The sequence below is a fragment of the Corynebacterium tuberculostearicum genome (assembly GCF_013408445.1).
GTDB classification, from domain to species: domain Bacteria; phylum Actinomycetota; class Actinomycetes; order Mycobacteriales; family Mycobacteriaceae; genus Corynebacterium; species Corynebacterium tuberculostearicum.
On the sequence record NZ_JACBZL010000001.1, the window covers coordinates 1361657 to 1381187 of the forward strand.

General features: G+C 61.7%; 15 protein-coding genes, 1 tRNA gene and 1 pseudogene. 8 read left to right on the forward strand and 9 right to left on the reverse strand.

Translation table 11 applies throughout. The features are described from left to right. Positions 1-101: 101 nt before the first annotated feature. From BJ985_RS06475 to BJ985_RS06485, 3 genes are read right to left on the reverse strand one after another with little or no spacing between them, the layout of a single operon-like run. Complete coding sequence (locus BJ985_RS06475) at positions 102-785, reverse strand: DUF2334 domain-containing protein (protein ID WP_005325788.1); 684 nt, start codon at positions 783-785, stop codon at positions 102-104. A gap of 56 nt (positions 786-841) precedes the next feature. Then, positions 842-2965: a S9 family peptidase gene (locus BJ985_RS06480; protein WP_179386956.1), complete on the reverse strand. Its 2124-nt coding sequence runs from the start codon at positions 2963-2965 to the stop codon at positions 842-844. A 39-nt stretch (positions 2966-3004) separates the two neighbouring features. Further along, entirely contained in the window at positions 3005-3898 is an 894-nt protein-coding gene (locus tag BJ985_RS06485) for a phosphoribosylaminoimidazolesuccinocarboxamide synthase (protein ID WP_179386957.1), read from the reverse strand. Positions 3899-4072: 174 nt separating this feature from the next. Here BJ985_RS06485 and BJ985_RS06490 point away from each other — a divergent pair. Then, a pseudogene (locus BJ985_RS06490) lies at positions 4073-5369 on the forward strand (IS3 family transposase). A 147-nt stretch (positions 5370-5516) separates the two neighbouring features. Here BJ985_RS06490 and purB read toward each other — a convergent pair. Both purB and purD read right to left on the reverse strand, forming a co-directional pair. Further along, the gene (purB, locus tag BJ985_RS06495) at positions 5517-6947 is read right to left on the reverse strand and encodes an adenylosuccinate lyase (RefSeq protein ID WP_005325782.1); all 1431 of its coding nucleotides are present in this window, start codon (positions 6945-6947) and stop codon (positions 5517-5519) included. Between the two features lie 41 nt (positions 6948-6988). Next, a complete protein-coding gene (purD, locus tag BJ985_RS06500; RefSeq protein WP_179386958.1) occupies positions 6989-8263 on the reverse strand; it encodes a phosphoribosylamine--glycine ligase in 1275 nt (424 codons plus the stop codon). A gap of 35 nt (positions 8264-8298) precedes the next feature. On the opposite strand from purD, the gene BJ985_RS06505 reads away from it, so the two are divergent. Next, positions 8299-8727 carry an HIT family protein gene (locus tag BJ985_RS06505; protein ID WP_005330004.1) on the forward strand — a complete coding sequence of 143 codons (429 nt, stop codon included), beginning with the start codon at positions 8299-8301 and terminating at the stop codon, positions 8725-8727. Here BJ985_RS06505 and BJ985_RS06510 read toward each other — a convergent pair. The 3 genes from BJ985_RS06510 to BJ985_RS06520 form a co-directional block, all read right to left on the reverse strand. Then, positions 8724-10229, reverse strand: a complete 1506-nt coding sequence (locus BJ985_RS06510) for a sensor histidine kinase (protein ID WP_179387595.1) — start codon at positions 10227-10229, stop codon at positions 8724-8726. The genes BJ985_RS06505 and BJ985_RS06510 overlap by 4 nt on opposite strands. Positions 10230-10241: 12 nt before the next feature. Further along, a complete protein-coding gene (locus tag BJ985_RS06515) occupies positions 10242-10946 on the reverse strand; it encodes a response regulator transcription factor (RefSeq protein WP_179386959.1) in 705 nt (234 codons plus the stop codon). Positions 10947-11132: 186 nt separating this feature from the next. Beyond that, a complete protein-coding gene (locus BJ985_RS06520) occupies positions 11133-12878 on the reverse strand; it encodes a pyruvate dehydrogenase (protein ID WP_179386960.1) in 1746 nt (581 codons plus the stop codon). A gap of 182 nt (positions 12879-13060) precedes the next feature. On the opposite strand from BJ985_RS06520, the gene BJ985_RS06525 reads away from it, so the two are divergent. Further along, a complete protein-coding gene (locus BJ985_RS06525; RefSeq protein WP_179386961.1) occupies positions 13061-14572 on the forward strand; it encodes an MFS transporter in 1512 nt (503 codons plus the stop codon). Further along, complete coding sequence (locus BJ985_RS06530; protein WP_179386962.1) at positions 14538-15092, forward strand: TetR/AcrR family transcriptional regulator; 555 nt, start codon at positions 14538-14540, stop codon at positions 15090-15092. The genes BJ985_RS06525 and BJ985_RS06530 overlap by 35 nt, the downstream gene beginning before the upstream one ends. Positions 15093-15120: 28 nt before the next feature. Here the strand turns inward: BJ985_RS06530 and BJ985_RS06535 are convergent. Further along, a tRNA-Thr gene (locus tag BJ985_RS06535) sits at positions 15121-15193 on the reverse strand. Between the two features lie 150 nt (positions 15194-15343). Between BJ985_RS06535 and thrE the strand changes: the two genes are divergently transcribed. The 4 genes from thrE (at position 15344) to BJ985_RS06555 (ending at position 19513) form a co-directional block, all read left to right on the forward strand. After that, a complete protein-coding gene (gene thrE / locus BJ985_RS06540) occupies positions 15344-17080 on the forward strand; it encodes a threonine/serine exporter ThrE (RefSeq protein WP_179386963.1) in 1737 nt (578 codons plus the stop codon). Positions 17081-17166: 86 nt separating this feature from the next. Further along, positions 17167-17538 carry a hypothetical protein gene (locus tag BJ985_RS06545; protein WP_005325749.1) on the forward strand — a complete coding sequence of 124 codons (372 nt, stop codon included), beginning with the start codon at positions 17167-17169 and terminating at the stop codon, positions 17536-17538. 14 nt (positions 17539-17552) lie between these two features. After that, positions 17553-18995: an alpha,alpha-trehalose-phosphate synthase (UDP-forming) gene (locus tag BJ985_RS06550; RefSeq protein WP_179386964.1), complete on the forward strand. Its 1443-nt coding sequence runs from the start codon at positions 17553-17555 to the stop codon at positions 18993-18995. Next, entirely contained in the window at positions 18992-19513 is a 522-nt protein-coding gene (locus BJ985_RS06555; protein WP_179386965.1) for an META domain-containing protein, read from the forward strand. Before BJ985_RS06550 ends, BJ985_RS06555 begins: the two co-directional genes overlap by 4 nt. The last annotated feature ends 18 nt before the right edge of the window (positions 19514-19531 follow it).

Below are 19531 nucleotides of genomic sequence, written 5' to 3' on the forward strand. Positions count from 1 at the left end.
TAAACCACCGCAACCGTCGACGGAAATGGGCGTTTATATGGACGAAAATCGCGAAGCTGTGCTTATTGCTCCGCGGATCCTCTGACGAGGGAATGCGCAGGCTATTTTGGAAGGTAAGCGCCGTAATCGGCAGGGGTCGCGCCGGCGTTGATGGCCCGGTCGGCGGCTTTGACGAAGTCATTGATTACTTTGCGGTCATCCAGGTTGCGGCCGGAAACCGAAAGGCGGACCGTATTGCCGCGCTGGGCGGAGCGCTCAGCAGCGCGAATAATGTTCTTGCGCCACCACTTGGCGGAACCAAAGCCTTCACCGAAAGAAAGGTTGCGGGCTTGGTGGAACTTACCGGAATTAATCTGGAGGATGCCGCGGGTGGAGGCGGCTACCTCAAACTTGAACTGCGGCAAGACCTGCAAGGTGCCGGGCGACATGCGCCAGCGAGGGGGCGCAAAGATGGTGGGCTCGAAGCCAATCTTGGCCATCTGGCGGGTAGCTCCGGCGAGGCGCAACTTCGCCTCGTGTGAATCGAGGTTGGCGAATTCCGCGCGGCGGCCCTGCACCGAGCGATCGAAACCGTTCAGGATAAGAACGCGGCCGGCATCGGCTTGGTCTTGGAGCCACTTTTTGGTGTCTTTGTCTTTGGCGAGGTGCCAGTTGCCGTCGATATGCGGGGCAATCAGCAGGGAAACAGGAATCTCCTCCCGATCAAGGATCGAGAGGAGCCGGCTAGCCTGCTTCCGTGTGTCATCAAAGATGCTGGAGATAGATACCAGAAGGTGGCCATTCATAAGGAAAATTATCGCACAGGAATTTAGGATTCGCGCGTTGGCCCCCTATCCGGGTTTTACTTCTCCAAGCCGGTGGCCTTGTTGATGGTCCACGCGTACTCGAAGGCATTCTGGCGCCACTTTTCATAGCGACCGGACACGCCGCCATGGCCCGCGGCCATTTCGGTTTTGAGCAAGAACTCGCCGCCGGTGGCCGTCGTTCGCAGCTGGGCGATCCACTTGGCCGGCTCAACATAGAGCACGCGGGTGTCATTGAGCGAGGTAATGGCCAGGATGTCCGGGTAGTCCTTAGCCTCGATGTTTTCGTACGGCGAGTAGGACTTCATGTAGTCATAAACCTCTGGGTCGTGGTACGGGTCGCCCCACTCCTCCCATTCAGGCACCGTAAGTGGAAGCTCCGGCATGAGAATGGAGGTCAGCGGATCGACGAACGGCACGACGGCCTGGATGGCGGTGAAGCGATCCGGGGCCATATTGGCAATCGCACCCATGAGCATGCCACCGGCCGAACCGCCCTCGGCCACCATCTGGTCAGCGGTGGTCACCCCGCGGGCGATGAGGTCATCGGCGACATCGATGAAGTCAGTGAAGGTGTTTTTCTTCTTGAGCATCTTGCCGTCGTCGTACCAGGTACGGCCCATCTCGCCGCCGCCACGGACATGGGCCACGGCGAAGATCATGCCGCGGTCCATGAGGGACAGGCGGGTAACGGAGAATGCCGGATCCACGCTGACCTCATAGGAACCGTAACCATAGAGCAGGGTCGGATTCGGCTGAGTGCGGTCGAGGTCGGCGCGGTGGACAATGGATACGGGGATATCGGTGCCGTCGGCAGCCGTGGTCCACAGTCGGTAGGCCACATAGTCATCCGGGTTATAACCGCCGGGAACCTCCTGCTCCTTGAGGAGAGTAAATTCGCCGGTATCCACGCGGTAATCAAAGAGCTGGGAGGGCTGGGTGAACGACACGTAGCTCACGCGCAGCACCGGTGCGTCCCACTCGGGGTTGCCGGATACGGACACGGTGAAGAGTTCTTCGTCGAAGTTGAGCTCTTCGAATTCGCTAAAGCCGTCGTTCACACGCATGATGGCGGCGCGGCCGATGCCGCCGCGGCGGTAGCCCACCACAATCTGATCGCGGTAGGTGTCCACGCCCTCGATGCGGGTGGTCTCCTCGTGCGGCAAGAGCGCCGGCAGGTCACGTAGGGTGGGCAGCTCATCCTTGGCCTTGGTATATCCGACCTCGAAGTTGGGGCCGGTGGCGTTGTGGGTGACGATCCAGTAATCCTCGCCCTTAACGACGGCGTGATCGACGTCGTAGTCCACGCCAGATTCGCGCTCCCACAGCAGGCGGAATTCACCCTCGGGGTTGTCTTCTTCGAGGACCCACACCTCAGAAGTCACCTTGGAGCTCACGCCAAGGAAGAGGTATTTATCGGAGCGAGCGCTGCCGATGCCGACGTTGAAGTGCTCGTCTTCTTCCTTGAACACCTGCACGTCTTCGGACTGCGCGGTACCGACCTTGTGGCGCCAGATGGCGTCAGGGCGCCATGCCTCGTCGACGGTCGTGTAAAAGATATAGCCGTCACCGGCCCAGGTGGCGCCGTAGAAGATGCCCTTGAGGTGGTCGTCGAGAAGCGCGCCGCTTTCCAAGTCCTTAATATAGAGCTCAAAACGCTCGTCGCCGGCGAAGTCCACGGAATAGGCCAGGTAGCGGCCGGAATCAGAGATGGAGGCAGCGCCGAGGGCAAAGAAGTCCTTGCCCTCCGCCAGCGCGTTGGCGTCAAGGATAATCTCCTCGCCTTCCGGGGTGCCTTCCTCTGGGATAACCGGGGCAGTCCATGGGTCAGCCCCCTCCTCTACCGGGAGCCGGCAAGAATAGCCGTAGCTCTTGCCCTCCTCGGTACGGCCGTAGTACCAGTAATCGCCGCGGCGAGAAGGCACGGACATATCGGTTTGCTTGATGCGGGACTTAATCTCCTGGAAGATATTCTCCGTCATCTCATCCAAGTGCGCGGTCTTCGCCTTGGTGTAATCATTTTCTGCGTTGAGGTAATCCAGGGTTTCCTGGGATTCCTTATCGCGCAGCCACTCGTAGTTATCCACGAACTCGCGTCCGTGGAAGGAACGGGTCACGGGGTGGACGGCGGCCACGGGGGCGGAAAGATTCTCGTTGCTCATGCCGCCCCACTGTACGCGTGGCGCCCCGTAGAGCGAGAGCTAGGCCTCGGGCGAGAGGAAGTCCGCAAAGCGCTCGCCGGAAAGCCGCTCATAGGCCTCGATGTAGCGCAGGCGGGTGGCGGAAACGACGTCGCCGGGAAGCTGGGGCGGGGTGCCGTCGGCGGCTTGATCCCACCCGGAGGCGTCGGAAGTCAGCCAATTGCGCACGTACTGCTTGTCGAAGGACGGCTGGACCTCGCCCTCCACGTAGGAATCGGCCGGCCAGTAGCGGGAGGAATCTGGGGTAAGGACCTCATCGGCCAGCACGAGGGTGCCGTCTTGGTCTAGGCCGAACTCAAACTTGGTATCGGCGAGGATAATGCCCTTCTCCTCCGCGAGCGCGGCGGCCTCGGAGTAGATGCGGAGGGTGGCCGCGCGCAGCTCTTCGGCGCGCTCTGCGCCCAGCTTGTCCACCACGTAGTCGAAGGAGACGTTCTCATCGTGCTCGCCCTGTTCTGCTTTGGTGGCCGGGGTGAAGATGGGCTCGGGCAGGCGGGAAGCCTCAACCAGGCCCTCCGGCAGCTCGATACCGCAGACGGTGCCGTTGGCTTTGTACTCCTTCAGGCCGGAACCGGTGAGGAAGCCGCGGGCCACGCACTCGAAGGGCAGCATATCCAGCTTCTTGACCACCATCGCGCGGCCGAGGCACTCGGCGGGGATGCGCTCATCATCGAGCGGGCCGGCCAGGTGGTTGGGGAAATCGATGGAGTCGAAGAAGAACTTCGAGGTTGCGGTCAGCACGCAACCCTTGTCCGGGATGGCCGGTTCGAGGGCGTGGTCGTAGGCCGAGATGCGGTCCGAAACCACCATCAACAGGGTGTTCTCGTCTACATCGTAGATATCGCGGACCTTGCCGGAGGCAAGATGGGTATAAGAAGAAAGCTCAGGTCGCATGACCTTCATTCTAGCGCCCAGGGGTAGCGAGCACGTTTCGATCAAATAAGCCCCGAAATCCGCGTGTGAACTGCTCCCCATTAGTTGGACTGAGAAATCAGTTTCCGATTAGTGGGGAGTAGTTTTCATTGAGAGCTCGAAGTTTGGTGAGTGAGCATCAGCGGGAGCAGTTGGTTGAACTATTTGAGCAAGGCGTGGGCTATCGTGCCGCTGCTACTGCTCTTGGTGTCTCCACATACGCCGCCCGTATGCTCTGTCGTCGGTTTAAGCTGCATGGCAGACTATGTCTTGTGGAAAAACCGACTAAGCAGCAGTATTCGTTCGAAATCAAGACCGAAGTTGTCCAACGCCACCTTTCTGGTGAGACAGCGATGGATCTTGCGCGCGAGTTTGGCCTGTCATCAGAGCACTTGGTCGGCGGATGGTCGAGGAAATGGCGTAAAGGTGGCGATGAGGCACTAAAACCGAAGCCGAAGGGCAGGCCCAAGGGTTCGGGCACGCCGAAGCCGCTTTCGGAGGAAGCGAAGCTGCGTCGCCAGATCGCGCGGTTGGAAGCGGAAAACGCATATCTAAAAAAATTGCGGGACTTGAGGAATCAGGGACACGCCTGAAGGTCCAGGCGATTGTCATCCTCAAGTCACGGCATCGTCTGCACTACCTTTTGGATGCGGCCGGCATGGCACGGTCGACATTCTTCTATCACCAGAAACGACTCAGCGATCCGGATAAGCACGCTGCGCTCAAAGACGCGATCTGGGAAAGCTTCGAGCGCAACAAGCATCGCTATGGCTACCGACGAGTGCTACTTGACCTGCGCAACCAGGGGTGGGTGGTCAATCACAAGCTCGTCTACAAACTCATGCGCGAGATGGGGCTTCGAGCCAAGGTCCGCCAGCGCAGGCGATATGTTTCTTATAACGGGACGATCAGCCACATTGCCGACAACACACTTGACCGCAAGTTCACTCCAGATAAGCCAAATACCGTCTTTGTTAGCGACGTCACCGAGTTCAGGGTCGCAGGCCGCAAGGTCTACCTGTCACCGGTGATGGATCTGTTCGACCGTTCAATCGTTGCCCACACCGTGGCTACATCGCCGTCGACAGCGTTTACCGCCGATTCTTTAACTAAGACGATTAAAACGTGTGCGCCTGAGCCTGGGTGGATGATGCATACCGATCAAGGTTTCCAGTACAAGCATTCGTCCTGGCGCAACCTGATTCATGACAACGGTGGTGTTCAGTCAATGTCGCGTAAAGCCAACTGTTACGACAACGCGGTCATGGAGAATTTCTTCGGGCACTTGAAAACCGAGATGTACCACGGAGAAGTCTTCGACACCGTCGCAGAGTTCAACCAGGCCATCGACGAGTACATCCAGTGGTACAACACCGAACGCATCCAACAACGACTCAAGGGTCTGACCCCGATGCAATATCGAAATCAGACCCTTGAAGCCCTAACCGCCTAGAATTAAACCAGTCCAACTTTCGGGGGCCAGTTCAGTGGAATTCGGGGCTTATTTGATCGAAATGCGAAAAGTGGGGCGAAATGCGACAGGGGCGCCCTGCGACAGGTAGGGCGCACCGCGATAGGAAGGCGCCCTGCGCGGCTCGTTTTAAAGGATCTCGCCCGGGGTATAGGCCGCGGCCTTGGGGTGCTCGCCTACCAGGGCGTTAATGCGGTTGAGCACCTGGCTGACCTGGGACTCGGCGGCGCCGATGAAGGCGTGCTTATCGGCCAGGGCGGCCTCGAGGTCGGACTCGTCCATGGGCAGGCGGTCATCGGCGGCGAGGCGTTGGACTAGGTCCTGCTCGCCGCCGTTTTCGCGCATATTGAGTGCGACGGCCACGGCGTTTTCCTTGATGACCTCGTGGGCGGTCTCGCGGCCCACACCAGCGCGCACGGCCGCCATAAGGATGCGGGTGGTGGCCAGGAAGGGCAGGTAGCGCTCCAGTTCGCGGTCGATCATGGCCGGGAAGGCACCGAACTCGTCGAGGACGGTGAGGAAGGTTTCGAATTGGCCGTCGAGGGCAAAGAAGGCATCGGGAAGCGCGACGCGCCGAACGACGGAGCAGAAAACATCGCCCTCGTTCCACTGCTGGCCAGCGAGGTCTGCGGCCATGGTGAGGTAGCCGCGGAGGATGACCTGCAGGCCGCCGACGCGCTCGCAGGAGCGGGCGTTCATCTTATGCGGCATGGCGGAGGAGCCAACCTGGCCTTCCTTGAAGCCCTCGGTGACGGTCTCGTTGCCGGCCATCAAGCGGATGGTGGTGGCCAGCGAGGACGGGGCGGCGCCGAGCTCCACCAGGGCGGAGATGGCGTCGAAGTCGAGGGAGCGCGGGTAGACCTGGCCCACGGAGTTGAAGATGCGGTGGAAGCCCAGGTAATCCGCGATAGCGGTCTCCAGGGAGGCGAGCTTGTCCTCGGAACCGCCCATGAGATCCAGCATGTCCTGGGAGGTGCCCATCGGGCCCTTGATGCCGCGCAGCGGGTAGCGTGCCAAGAGATCTTCGACGCGTTCGATGGCCAGCAACATCTCGTCGCCGGCCGTTGCGAAGCGCTTGCCCAGGGTGGTGGCCTGCGCGGCCACGTTGTGGGAGCGGCCCGCCATGACCAGGGACTGGTACTCGGCGGCGTGGCGGCCGATGCGGGAGACCACTGCGATGGCCTTATCGCGGATGATCTCCAGCGAGGTGTGGATCTGCAGCTGCTCCACGTTCTCGGTGAGATCGCGGCTGGTCATACCCTTGTGAATGTGCTCGTAGCCGGCCAGCGCATTGAATTCTTCGATGCGGGCCTTCACATCGTGGCGGGTGACGCGCTCGCGCTCCGCGATGGACTCGAGGTTCACGTCCTCTACCACGGCCTCGTAGGCATCGATGGCCTTGGCGGGGATATCTACGCCCAGATCCTTCTGGGCGCGCATGACCGCAATCCAGAGCTTGCGCTCCAAGATGATTTTATGCTCCGGGCTCCAGATATTGGACAGCTCTGCGGAGGCATAGCGGGAGGACAGGACGTTGGAAATCTTCTTCTTTTCAGCCACGTGGCTATTATTCCATGCCTGCCCCGCCGCGGGGTGAAGGGTTAGAGAGAAATCTCACCGTCTTCTGCTCGCTTGCCGATGTCCCGGCGCACAAAGCCACCCGCAAACTCGATGTCGTCGACGGTGGCGTAGGCGTCTGCGCGGGCGTCGGCAAGCGTGGCACCCTTGCCCAGCACGCTGAGCACGCGGCCGCCCGCGGTGCGGTAGGCGCCGTCGGTATGCACGGTGCCGGCATGGAGGACGCGCTGCGGATCGTCCAAGGCGGCGCCGGAAATGGCATCGCCCTTGCGCGGGGAAGCCGGGTAGCCCTCGGCCGCCATGACGATGATGACGGCGAAGCCATCCTCCCATTCCAGCGGCGGGAGCTCGGAGAGGGTGCCGGTGGCCGTGGCGTGGAGGGCCTCAGCCAGCGGGGACTTGAGCAGGGAGAGCACTGCCTGGGTCTCCGGATCGCCGAAACGGCAGTTGAACTCGACGACGGCCGGGCCTTCTTCGCCCCAGGCCAGGCCAGCGTAGAGCAGACCGGAATAGGGAGTGCCGCGGCGCGCCATCTCCTTGGCCACAGGGGTGCAGACCTCGTCCACGATGCGCTGCACGCCGTCCTCCGGCAGCCACGGCAGCGGGGTGTAGGCGCCCATGCCACCGGTATTGGGGCCCTCGTCGTTGTCATAGGCGCGCTTGTGGTCCTGGGCTGGGAGCAGCGGGACAACGGTCTCGCCATCGACTAAGCAGAAGAGAGAGACTTCGGGGCCGTCGAGGAAGGATTCCAGCAGCACCGGGTTGCCGGCCGCGAGGACGGCATCGACGTGGGCGCGGGCGGCGGTGCGGTCTGGGGTGACCACGACACCCTTGCCACCGGCCAGTCCGTCGTCTTTGACCACGAACTGCGGGCCGAAGCGGTCGAGCGCGGCCTCAATGTCTTCCTCGCCCGCACCTGGGCGCAGCTGCTCCGCGCGGGCGGTCTTGACGCCGGCGGACTCCATGACGTCCTTGGCAAAGGCCTTGGATCCCTCGATCTGGGCTGCCTCCTTGCTAGGTCCGAAGACAGCGATGCCGGCCGCGCGCAGGGCATCGGCCACGCCGGCGACGAGGGGAACCTCAGGGCCGATGACAACGAGGTCCGCGGCGATGCTCTGGGCGAGCTCCACCATGCGATCAGCGTCATCTACCTGGGAGTAGTCCGGGTGGACGGTAGCGAGGGTGGACATGGCCGCGCTGCCCGGCGCGGCGTGGATTTCGGTGCTCTTGGGGTCGGCGGACAGGCCCTTGACAAGGGCGTGTTCACGGCCGCCCGAACCAATTACGAGAATGCGCATGCCCACCATCATAACCAGCGGGTAGCCTGGCACACATGGCTTCTGTATTTACAAAGATCATTAATGGTGAACTACCCGCTCGCTTTGTCTACCGCGATGAGACCTGCGTGGCTTTCCTCTCCATCGAGCCGCTGCGTTACGGCCACACCCTGGTCGTGCCCATCGAGGAAGTAGATAAGTGGACCGACCTGGATCCACAGACCTGGGCCCACCTCAACGAGGTCGCCCTGGAAATCGGCGGCGCTATCAAGACCGCGTTTGATACCCCGCGCACCGGCTACATCATCGCCGGATTCGATGTCCCGCATACCCACATCCACCTCTTCCCCACCGAGAAGATGGAAGAGTATGACTTTGCCAAGGCCTTCGACGCCGATAACACAGACGATGCCGCGATGGATGAGGCGGCCGCCCGCATCCGTCAGCACCTCGGCTGCAACGAGGACGGCGTTCGGGAGGACTAGGGCTCAGAGGGGGCGTCGGCAAGCGCGGGCAGGCGCACCGTAAAGGTGGTGCCGCGGCCGAGCTCGGAGTCGACGCTAATGCTGCCACCGTGCTGCTCCACTAGGGAGTGGACGATGGCCAAGCCCAGGCCGGAGCCGCCGGTATCGCGGGTGCGCGAGGTATCGGCGCGGTAAAAGCGCTCGAAGATATGCGCCGCATCTTCCTGGGACATGCCCTTGCCATCATCGCTGACATCGACCAGTACATCATTGGCCTCGCGGCGCAGGCGCAGCGTCACCGCGGCATCCTCGCCGCCGTGGCGGATGCCGTTGGTCACCAGGTTGAGCAGCACCTGATGCAGGCGGCTGGCATCGCCATTGACCACCGGGATGGACTTGGCATCATTGGCCACCTTAATCTCGCGGCCGGGGAAGGCGGCACGCGCGGAAGAGCCCACGGACAGGGCCAGCTCCAGCAGGTCTACGGGGTGCAGGTCTAGGCGCGTCCCCTCGGCGCGGGTAAGAGCCAACAGGTCCTCCACCAGCAGGGACATGCGCTTGGACTCATCATCGATCTTAGAAAAGACCAGATCCACGTCTTTGGTGGCGCCCGAGCGATAGAGCTCGGTATAGCCGCGCAGGCTGGTCAGCGGCGTGCGCAGCTCATGCGAGGCATCGCCGACGAAGCGACGCATCTGTTCCTCTTTCTCCTGCGCGCGCACGACGGAGCGCTGCAGCTGCCCCAGCATGATATTGAGTGCGGCGGCCAACTGGCCCACCTCGGTGTGCAACGGCCACTTGGGAACTCGCTTGTCTAGGTCACCTGCCGCGATTTCTGACGCCGTCTTTTCCACCACCCGCAGCGGCCGCAACGCCCTGCGGATAAACCAGAAACCCACGGCCGCAATGGCAGCCAGGGCGATGGCGGCAATGGTCACTTGGACCATGGCTAGGCCGTGCAGGATTTCCTTCTCGTGGGTCATATCCTTGGCAATGACCGTGATGACGCCGTTGGAATCCGCGAAGGCGAGCGCGCGCCACTTGGTGTTGTTCTCGATGGACCCCACGGTGGTGGGGTAGCCGCCGAGCGGGATCTTCTCCGCATTCGGGGTAGTCGACGATGGTCCCGAGTAGCGGATGGTGCCATCGGGCAGGTAGTTCAGCACCACGTATTCGGTAGGCGGGCGCTTGGTGTGATCGCCGATGAAAAAGTCATTGCTGATATCGCGCCCCCATGTGGTCGACGCGGAGCGCAGCTCATCATCGACGTTGTTGAAGAGCACGTTGCGCATGATGGAATTCACCGCAAAGGACGAGCCCGTAATGCCGAGCCCGGAGACCACGACGAGGAGGATGACCAGCCACGTCCGCAGCGGCATGGCCTGTGGAATCTGGGAAAACATCCGCCGCTTGGGGGACTTTCCCTCCCCTTCGCCTTGCCCCAGGCCCTCATGCCACATGGACTGCGGGCGCGCCGCCGCCGGTGCAGGCGCCTGGTCCTGGGTCTCCTGTGAATCTTCCATCACTTAAGCACTTTAGGAGCGCGGGGTGCGCAGCACATAACCCACGCCGCGCACAGTGTGGATCAGCTGCGTCTCGCCGGTATCGATCTTGCGGCGAAGGTAAGAGATATAGGACTCGACCACGTTGCCATCGCCGCCGAAATCGTAGTGCCACACGTTGTCCAAAATCTTGGACTTAGACAGCACCACTTCCTTGTTTTGCATCAGGTAGCGCAGGAGGTTGAACTCGGTGGGCGAAAGCTCGATGAGCTCACCGGCCTTGGTGACCTCATGGGTGTCATCATTGAGCGTTAGATCCGCGTAGCTCATGGTGGCGTCGTTGGTGGATTCTTCCGCCGCGCCGCCGCGGCGCATAATGACGCGCAGGCGGGTGATAACTTCTTCCAGGCTAAATGGCTTGGTCACGTAATCATCCGCGCCGATGGTCAGTCCGTGGATGCGCTGGTCCACACCGTCCTTAGCGGTGAGGTAGAGCACCGGGCCGTCCAGGCCTTCTTGACGCAGCTTGCCCAGCAGCTCGAAGCCATCCATACCCGGCATCATGACGTCCAGGATGTAGGCATCTGGGTTTACTTCACGGGCAATGCGCAGCGCCTCGTTACCGGAATTGGCGCTGTAAACCTCGAAGTCCTGGAACTTCAGCGATATGGTAAGCAGCTCCACAATATTGGGTTCGTCATCGACGACAAGAACCTTGGCGAGTTTAGTGTCTTCCATGTTCTCCTCAGACTCCCTTAAAGGTTGTGATTTTCTAACACGTCATCATGGCACGCTTGCTTTCCAGCCTACTGAAGAGTTTCTGCCTGAATCCTGTGAACGTGGATGCTCGGCCTGCTCGGCGCAAAAGAAAACCACGCCCCTCCCCAGGTGAGGAAGGGCGTGGCAGCTAGCGCAGAGCGCTATTTAGAAGTCCTGCGGGCGCGGGATATTGCGCAGGTTGGACTTTGCCATGGTGATCATCTGGCCAACGCCACCGTCCAGAACGGTGCGGGTGGCAGCCTTGGAGAAGCCCATGAGCTGCTCGATGGTCAGCGTCGGTGGCAGGGAGAGGGCGTTGGGGTCAGTAACGACGTCGATAAGAGCCGGGCCGTTATAAGCCAGCGCCTTCTTGATCTGCTCCGGTGCGTCCTTCGGATCCTCGATGCGGAAGTGCTTGATGCCGGAAGCCTCTGCAATCTTGGCAAAGTTGACGGAATCGTGGTCGGTCTCGTGCTCCGGCAGACCCTGCACCAGCATCTCCAGCTTGACCATGCCCAGGGAAGAGTTGTTGAACACGAACATCTTGATAGGCAGGTTGTGCAGCTTCACGGTGAGCAGCTCACCCATCAGCATGGACAGTCCGCCGTCACCGGAGAAGGTGATGACCTGGCGGCCCGGGTTAGCGGCCTGTGCACCCAGTGCCTGTGGCAGGGCGTTGGCCATGGTGCCGTGGCGGAAGGAGCCGATCTGCTCGCGCTTGCCGTTGGCGGTGATGTAGCGAGCGCCCCACACGTTGCACATGCCGGTATCGACGGTGAAGATGGCATCCTCATCGGCATTCTTGTCAATGAGGTCAGCAACGTACTCCGGGTGGATCGGGGTGTGCTTGTCCACGTTGGAGGTATAAGCCTCAACGACGTGCTCCAGCTTGCCGTAGTGCTTCTTAAGCATCTTGTCTAGGAAGGAGCGATCCTTCTTCTCGTCCACGTGCGGCAAGATGTTCTCGATGGTGGCGGCGACGTCACCGGTAACCGGGTAGGAAATCTTGGTGCGGCGGCCGATGTGGGAGCCGTTGATGTCCACCTGTGCCACGTTGGCATCCGGCAGGAAGTCGTTGTACGGGAAGTCGGTACCCAGCAGGATGAGCAGGTCAGCCTCGTGAGTGGCCTCGTGTGCCGCACCGTAGCCCAGCAGGCCGTTCATGCCTACGTCGAACGGGTTCTCGTACTGGATGTACATCTTGCCACCCAGGGCGTGGCCGATAGGAGCCTTGATCTTCTCGGCCAGCTTGAGCACCTGCTCGCGGGCGTCCTTGACGCCGGCGCCGACGAAGAGGGTCACGGAATTAGCCTCGTTGATGGCCTGGGTCAGGGCAGCGGCCTCGGCCGGATCCGGGAAGACGACCGGGCGGCCAGCAGAGATCTTGGACTCGACGAAGGAGTCATCCTCAGCGTCCTGCATGGAAACGTCACCCGGGATAACGAGGACGGATACGCCATTGCCGGCCATGCTGGACTGGATGGCGTGGTGCAGGACAACGCCGCCCTGCTCAGCGGAGTTGACCATCTCGCAGTAGCCAGAGCACTCCTGGAAGATTGCCTCTGGGTGGGTCTCCTGGAAGAACTTGGAGCCGATCTGGCGAGATGGGATGTGGGAAGCCAGTGCCAGCACCTTGGCGCCGTTGCGGTGGGCGTCGTACAGGCCCTGGATCAGGTGGGTATTGCCCGGGCCGCAGGATGCGGCACATACGGCCAGCTTGCCGGTGGTCAGGGAATCTGCCTCGGCAGCGAAGGCTGCTGCTTCCTCGTTGCGGACGTGAATCCACTCGATGGAGGAGCGACGAACGGCATCCACGATCGGGTTCAGGGAGTCACCGACGAGGCCATAAATGCGCTCGACACCCTGCTTTTCCAGGGTGTCAACTAGCTGTTCTGCATAGTTACGTGCCATTAAAAATCATCCTTAACTCTTAATTGGTGTTAATACCACTGTGCTACTTAGACCGCAGGAAAGTCCACTCTTCTCCTATACACTCACATACTGCGTCCCGCTGTGAGGAAGGCAATACTAACCTATCTTGAGCTGCAAACTGCAACGACCGTTCGGTACTGTTTGGTACTGTTTACTGCGCTATGAGTATCCACCCGCCCCGCGCACAAGACCACGCCGCTGCGGCCTCCACGGCCGCCCAGCGGTGGTCTTTCTGCGCCGTCATCTCTCTGGGGTTACTCATGGTTGGGCTGGATAATTCCATCCTCTACACCGCATTGCCGCAGCTATCGCAGCAATTGCACACCACCGATACCCAGCAACTCTGGATTATCAACGCCTACGCGTTGGTGCTCTCCGGCCTCCTTCTTGGCGCCGGCACGCTGGGCGATCGCACCGGCCACCGGCGGATGTTTCTCATCGGCTTGGCCGTCTTCGGCGGCGCTTCCCTGCTCGCCGCGTATTCCCCCAGCGCTTGGACGCTGGTCTTAGGCCGCGCCTTCTTGGGCTGCGGCGCCGCCATCATGATGCCGTCTAGCCTGGCGCTTATCCGCCTGACTTTTCCCGATGAGGTGGAGCGCAACACGGCCATTGGCATCTGGGGTTCTGTCGCCGTCATCGGCGCGGCGGCTGGCCCCACCGTGGGCGGCTTCTTTTTGGAGCACTTCTGGTGGGGCTCGGTCTTTTTGCTCAATGTCCCGGTTGTGGTCGTGACCATTGTGCTGACCTTGTTCCTTGCCCCGCCAAACGCTCCGAACCCCCTAAAACACTGGGACTTCCCCTCGTCCCTGTATTCCCTTATCACTCTCGCCAGCCTAGTGCTGGCCATTAAATCCCTGGCACACAACTGGCCGGTGAGCGCTGCCGCAGGCATCGTCTTCATCTGCGGCGCGCTCGCCTTTGGCCGCCGCCAGGCTCGCTTGTCAGATCCCCTGCTGACCTTCGACATCTTTGGCTCCCGCATCTTCAGCGGCGGGGCCCTAACGGCGGGCGGCGCCATGTTCGGCCTCGCCGGCCTGGAGCTGTTAAGTACCCAAAAGCTCCAGCTTGTCGACGCCCTCTCACCCCTCCACGCCGGCCTCATTATCTCCGCCATGGCTCTATCTGCCATCCCTACCTCCATCCTGGGTGGTGCCACCTTGCATCGCGTGGGGTTCCTCCCACTCATTAGCGGCGGATTCTTGCTCATGGCCGCCGGCATGGCCCTGGTGGTGGTGAGCCGGGGTGAGACGCTTCCCCTACTCGTCTCCGCCCTCGTGCTCACCGGCCTAGGCGCGGGCCTGGCCATGTCCGTGTCCTCCACCGCCATCATCAATGCCGCTCCGCTTCATCGCACCGGCATGGCCTCGGGTGTAGAAGCGGTCTCCTATGAATTCGGCACCCTGCTCTCCATTGCACTGACTGGCACCCTCGTGCCGCTGCTCATGGCCCGCGAACTGCCTCCTCACCTCGCAGAACTAGGTACCGACGCGCTGTATCACCCCGTTTCCCACGCGGCCGCCGCGAGCGCCTACAATGCCGGATATCTTTCCACCATCGGCGGCCTAGCTTGCTTCGCCTTGCTCCTAGCCGCGATAACCGCCTGGTGTTTCCGCGATAACCCGAAATCAGGAGATCCCTATGCCGCGACTCAACAAAAAGAACGCAGCCCTTGAAGCTGCGCTCGACATCATCGCCGCCGAGGATGTCTCTGGCTTGACCTACGACTCCCTGGCGCAAGCAACCGGCATGTCCAAGTCCGGACTCATTTATCACTTCCCTACCCGCCACGACCTGCTCGTAGACTGCCATGGATTTTGCGCCGCACGCTGGGAAGCAGAACTCGAGAAGCTGGCCGGCGGCCACCCGGCAAGCGAGCTCAGCTGGGCCGAGCGTTCCCGCGCGCTCGTATTGTCGATGGGCAAAAATGATCCGCTCATCAAGCTGTTGATGTGTGTACATTCCCAGACCCACCCGGATTTTTCCGCCCAGTGGGCCGAGGTGGATGCGCGCTGGATGGTCGATCCTTCCGCCGCCGAGACGGACGAGGATAATCTGCTGATCATGCTTCTTAGTACCGGCCTGTGGGTGCACGATCACCTCAACCAGCGCAAGCTATCCCCCGCTAACCGCCAGCGCATGGTCGACCGGCTTTTTCGACTTATCGACGCCCCCTCAAAAACCACCGAAGGCTAGGCCCACACCGGGGCCCAGCCTCCTTTTGAGCTGGAGACGAGACTTGAACTCGCAACCTACGCATTACAAGTGCGTTGCGCTACCAATTGCGCCACTCCAGCACCGCGGGAGAAATCCCGCTCGTTGCATAGTACCCGAGCACCGCCGCCGAGGGGAAAGCCGGTCCCCCATCTATGCATTGACAGGGTGCAGGGGCTAAAGTTCAGGCAGAATCAATCCCACATTCCCAGCGCTTTTCGAGGGTTATTTCCGTGTCATTTTTGTCCGCTATGCGGGAGCGCCTGCGCGCTTCCTCGGGCCAGGTAGCCATCATCGACGCGGCTAAAGCCGCACCGCCGCCATCCCCACTCGCTCCGGTCAATCTCCATGACGCCGCCCAAGTCACCGGCGTTATGGAGATCGCCGCTCGCATTGGTGAAATCCTCATCGGAGCCGGCACCGCCAACTCGGATGCGCGCGCCCAGGTGCACCTGGCAGCGTCGTCGTATGGCTTGCACTACTGCCACGTGGATATCTTGATGAATACCATCACCATCCACACCACCATCGGCACCGGCGAGCAGCGCCAAAACCTGCATGTATTCCGCGTGGTGCCGAGCATTGGCGTGGATTTCTCCAAGCTCGCGGCCGTCGATAAGCTCATTCGCTCCATCCACTCCGGCCAGATGCCGCCGGCCATGGCGGAGCAGCGCCTAGACGAGATCGACCGCATGCCAGCGCCTTATAAGCCGTCCACGGTCATGCTCGGCTGGGGCGCGATGGGTGGCCTGATTTCCATGATGCTTGGCGGCGACCTGCTCGTCGGCGTGGTGGCGTTTGTGGTCTCCGCGTTCATCATGGGCTTGAACGCCTGGTTGGCCAATTACCGCCTGCCGCCCTTTTATCAGAATGCGGTCGGCGGCTTTTTCGCCGTCTTCCCGGCCGCCATTTTGTACAACGTCGCAGCCTCCTTCGGCATTAATTTCTCGCCCACGCAGATCATTGCCTCCGGCATCATCGTGCTGGTGGCGGGGCTGACGTTGGTGCAATCGCTTGTCGACGGCATCACGCGCGCCCCCGTTACCTCCTCCGCCCGCTTCTTTGAGGCGCTGCTATCTACCGGCGCCATCATCGCCGGCGTCGGTGTGGGCATCCAGCTGGCCGATTCGCTGGGCTTTAACCTGCCGCCGCTGGCCACGCTGGCCCCACCGGTCTACCACGAAATTCCACTGCTAGTGCTGCTCGGCGGCACGGGTTCTGCTGCCTTTGCGCTGGCCTGCGGCGCAGCCTGGATTGAGATCACCATGTCTGGCCTTACGGCCGCAGCCGGCATGATTTTCTATTACTTCGTGGTGGTGCCCTTCGGCGTCGGCCCGGTGATTGCCTCTGGTCTTTCCGCGGTGGTCGTTGGCCTCGCCGGTGGTTTGATGTCGCGCCGCTGGGGAATTCCGCCGCTTATCACCATGATCGTGGGCTATACGCCGATGCTGCCCGGCCTCATGCTCTACCGCGGCATGTACGCCTCTCTCAATGAGCAGATGATTACCGGCTTTACCAATATGGCGATGGCGCTGGCCATCTCCGGCGCCCTGGCCGCCGGCGTGGTACTGGGCGAGCGCGTGGCTCGCCGCCTGCGCCGCCCGCAGTATTTCCGCCCTTACTCCACCTTTAAGCGCATCGGCCGCTTCTCCTTCCACAAGGCCACGCACTTGGCCCGCAAGGCCCCGCGCATCCCGCGCGTACCGATGTCCCCGTTTGCCCCACGCGTCAATCGCCCGGAGCTACCACCCAAGCTCGGCCCGAAGCCGCCGCAGCAGCACCCGCGCCACGAGTCCCAAAGCCATGCGCCACACACCCGCTCGGCCGCGGACCTGTGGCCGGAGGATTCCCAGTGGCCGGCGCAGCCGCAGCAGCGCGAGAAGACCACCTATACCGTGCCCGGCACCGAAACGTTTCGCGCCCAGAAACCGGAGCAGCCAGGCCCCGAATCCGGACCCGAACGGCCCTAAACGCCGCCGGTAGCGTACAATATTTGCTCTGATAGCTTTTCTTGCAAGCGCTTAAGTAGTTTCCACAACGTTCAGGAGGACACGTCGTGCCACCCAAGGTCCAAGACACCCACCCACAGGCTGACCAGAATCACGCCCTTGAGGAGGAGACCTCCCGCGCAGCCCGCCGCATCGTGGCCACCTATGCGCAGGACTTCCTCGACGGCGTGACCCTGATGTCCATGCTGGGCGTGGAGCCAAAGGGCCTGGTGCACAAGAAGGTGCTGGCGGAGCAGGCCGACGCCGCTCCGAAGAAGTCCACCAAGAAATCCAGCAAAAAGTCCACGAAGAAGTCGACTAAGAAGTCCACCAAGAAATCGACGAAGAAGTCGACCAAGAAGGCTACAAAGAAGGCCACCAAAAAGGCGACGAAGAAGGCCTCCAAGAAGGCAACGAAGAAGTCCACTAAGAAGTCTTAAGTTATTCTTGCACCATGAGTGAGCGTGGCAATGACTTCGTGGTGGTGGCCAACCGCCTGCCGGTAGATCTGGAAACCCGGCCCGATGGCAGCCATACCTGGACGCCCTCGCCGGGCGGTCTGGTCACCGCATTGTCTCCAGTCCTCGAATCACACCAGGGATGCTGGGTGGGCTGGCCCGGTGTGGCCGATGCCGCGCCAGAGCCCTTCCGCACCGATACCGGCGTGCTGCTGCACCCAGTCAAGCTCACCGAGTCCGATTTCGAGGGCTTTTATGAGGGTTTTTCTAATGCCACCTTGTGGCCGCTCTACCACGATCTCATCGTCACCCCTACCTATGACCGCGATTGGTGGCACGCCTATCGCGAGGTCAACCTGCGTTTTGCAGACGAGGTAGCCGAGGTCGCCGCCGAAGGCGCCACCGTGTGGGTACAGGACTACCAGCTGCAGCTTTTGCCTGGCATCCTGCGCCAGAAGCGCCCGGATCTCACCATCGGATTTTTCCTGCACATCCCCTTCCCTTCCGCCGATCTCTTCCGCCAGCTGCCCTGGCGCGAGGAGCTCGTGCGCGGGCTGCTTGGCGCGGATCTCATCGGCTTCCACCTGGAGGCCAATGCCCGCAACTTCTTGGAGCTTGCCCGCCGCCAGGGCCTCGACGTACAAGGCGAGGCCAGCACCCGCGAGGTCACCGCGCATATTCGCCTGCCGCAGGGGCGCACCATCGGCGTGGGTGCCTTCCCCATTTCCATCGCCGCGAAGGACTTTGCCGCATTCACTGGGGAGGAGAAGGGGGACGTCGCCAAGCTGCGCGAAGAGCTGGGCTCGCCCAGGCGCATTATCTTGGGCGTGGATCGCCTCGATTACACCAAAGGCATCCTGCAGCGGCTGACCGCCTTTGAGGAGCTGCTGGACACCGGCGCGCTCGACCCGGAGGAGGTGACGCTGGTGCAGCTCGCCACGCCGTCGCGCGAGCGCCTCGACCATTACAAGGCCACCCGCTCCAAGGTGGAAGAAGCCGTTGGCCGCATCAACGGGCGCTTCGCCCGCGTAGGTCACCCGGTGGTGCACTACCAGCACCGCGGCGTGGCCAAGAGCCTCCTGCGCTGCTACTACCGCATGGCCGATGTCATGCTGGTGACCCCCTTCAAGGACGGGATGAACCTGGTGGCCAAGGAATACGTGGCCTGCCACGACGATGGTTCGGGCGCGCTGGTGCTCTCCGAGTTCGCCGGCGCGGCCGATGAGCTCAACCAGGCCTACCTGTGCAATCCCTTCGATATCGAGTCCGTCAAGGCCGCCTTGCTCAACGCGCTCAAGGCGCTTGACGACGCCCCCTCCACCATGACCCAGCGCATGCTCACCATGCACCAGCAGGTCACCGAGCACGACGTGCAGCTATGGTCCCAGGCCTTCCTGGGCTGCCTGCGCCAAGCCGAAGAACAGGAGGCGGGCGCATGATGTCTCGCTTTCCCCGCCTGGCCGCAGTGCCCATTGCCGCAACCTGCGCCGCCGCACTTCTGGCCGGCTGTGGTTCCGGCGACGAGGAACCCCAAGCCCCTGGCGATGAACAGATCCTGGACAAGCAGTGGCAGGTAGTCTCCATCAACACCACCCCGGATGCCGCCTCCACCATCCCGGAGTCCATCCCGCAGGCACCCACGTTGAGCTTTGGTCAATCCACGATGGTGGGCACCACCGGGTGCGCCCAAATGGTGGGCAAGGTGACCTATTCCACCGATGATGAGCGCCAAAACATCCGCGAAGGCAACCGCCTCCACTTCGATGAGGTGGAGTTTGACGAGACCGCCGAGGATTGCCACGGCGCGTCCGTGTGGGCCGATAACCTACTGCGCAACCTGATTTCCGCGGACCACGATTTCCACTACGCCGTCAATTCCAATAACCAACTGGTCTTAGAACTGGTCACCGATGAGGTGGACTCGCCGTCTATCAAGTTGGTTTCCCTCGGCGGTTAGTTGCGTAGGCTAGAAGCC

Bases quoted from the DNA above. Each gene is read 5' to 3' on its own strand.
- BJ985_RS06505 (WP_005330004.1), top strand. From the start codon at position 8,299: ATGGCTTCTGTATTTACAAAGATCATTAATGGTGAACTACCCGCTCGC.
- BJ985_RS06525 (WP_179386961.1), top strand. From the start codon at position 13,061: ATGAGTATCCACCCGCCCCGCGCACAAGACCACGCCGCTGCGGCCTCC.
- purD (WP_179386958.1), bottom strand. From the start codon at position 8,263: ATGCGCATTCTCGTAATTGGTTCGGGCGGCCGTGAACACGCCCTTGTC.
- BJ985_RS06520 (WP_179386960.1), bottom strand. From the start codon at position 12,878: ATGGCACGTAACTATGCAGAACAGCTAGTTGACACCCTGGAAAAGCAG.
- BJ985_RS06550 (WP_179386964.1), top strand. From the start codon at position 17,553: ATGAGTGAGCGTGGCAATGACTTCGTGGTGGTGGCCAACCGCCTGCCG.
- BJ985_RS06475 (WP_005325788.1), bottom strand. From the start codon at position 785: ATGAATGGCCACCTTCTGGTATCTATCTCCAGCATCTTTGATGACACA.
- BJ985_RS06555 (WP_179386965.1), top strand. From the start codon at position 18,992: ATGATGTCTCGCTTTCCCCGCCTGGCCGCAGTGCCCATTGCCGCAACC.
- BJ985_RS06530 (WP_179386962.1), top strand. From the start codon at position 14,538: ATGCCGCGACTCAACAAAAAGAACGCAGCCCTTGAAGCTGCGCTCGAC.
- BJ985_RS06480 (WP_179386956.1), bottom strand. From the start codon at position 2,965: ATGAGCAACGAGAATCTTTCCGCCCCCGTGGCCGCCGTCCACCCCGTG.
- BJ985_RS06485 (WP_179386957.1), bottom strand. From the start codon at position 3,898: ATGCGACCTGAGCTTTCTTCTTATACCCATCTTGCCTCCGGCAAGGTC.
- BJ985_RS06510 (WP_179387595.1), bottom strand. From the start codon at position 10,229: ATGGAAGATTCACAGGAGACCCAGGACCAGGCGCCTGCACCGGCGGCG.
- BJ985_RS06515 (WP_179386959.1), bottom strand. From the start codon at position 10,946: ATGGAAGACACTAAACTCGCCAAGGTTCTTGTCGTCGATGACGAACCC.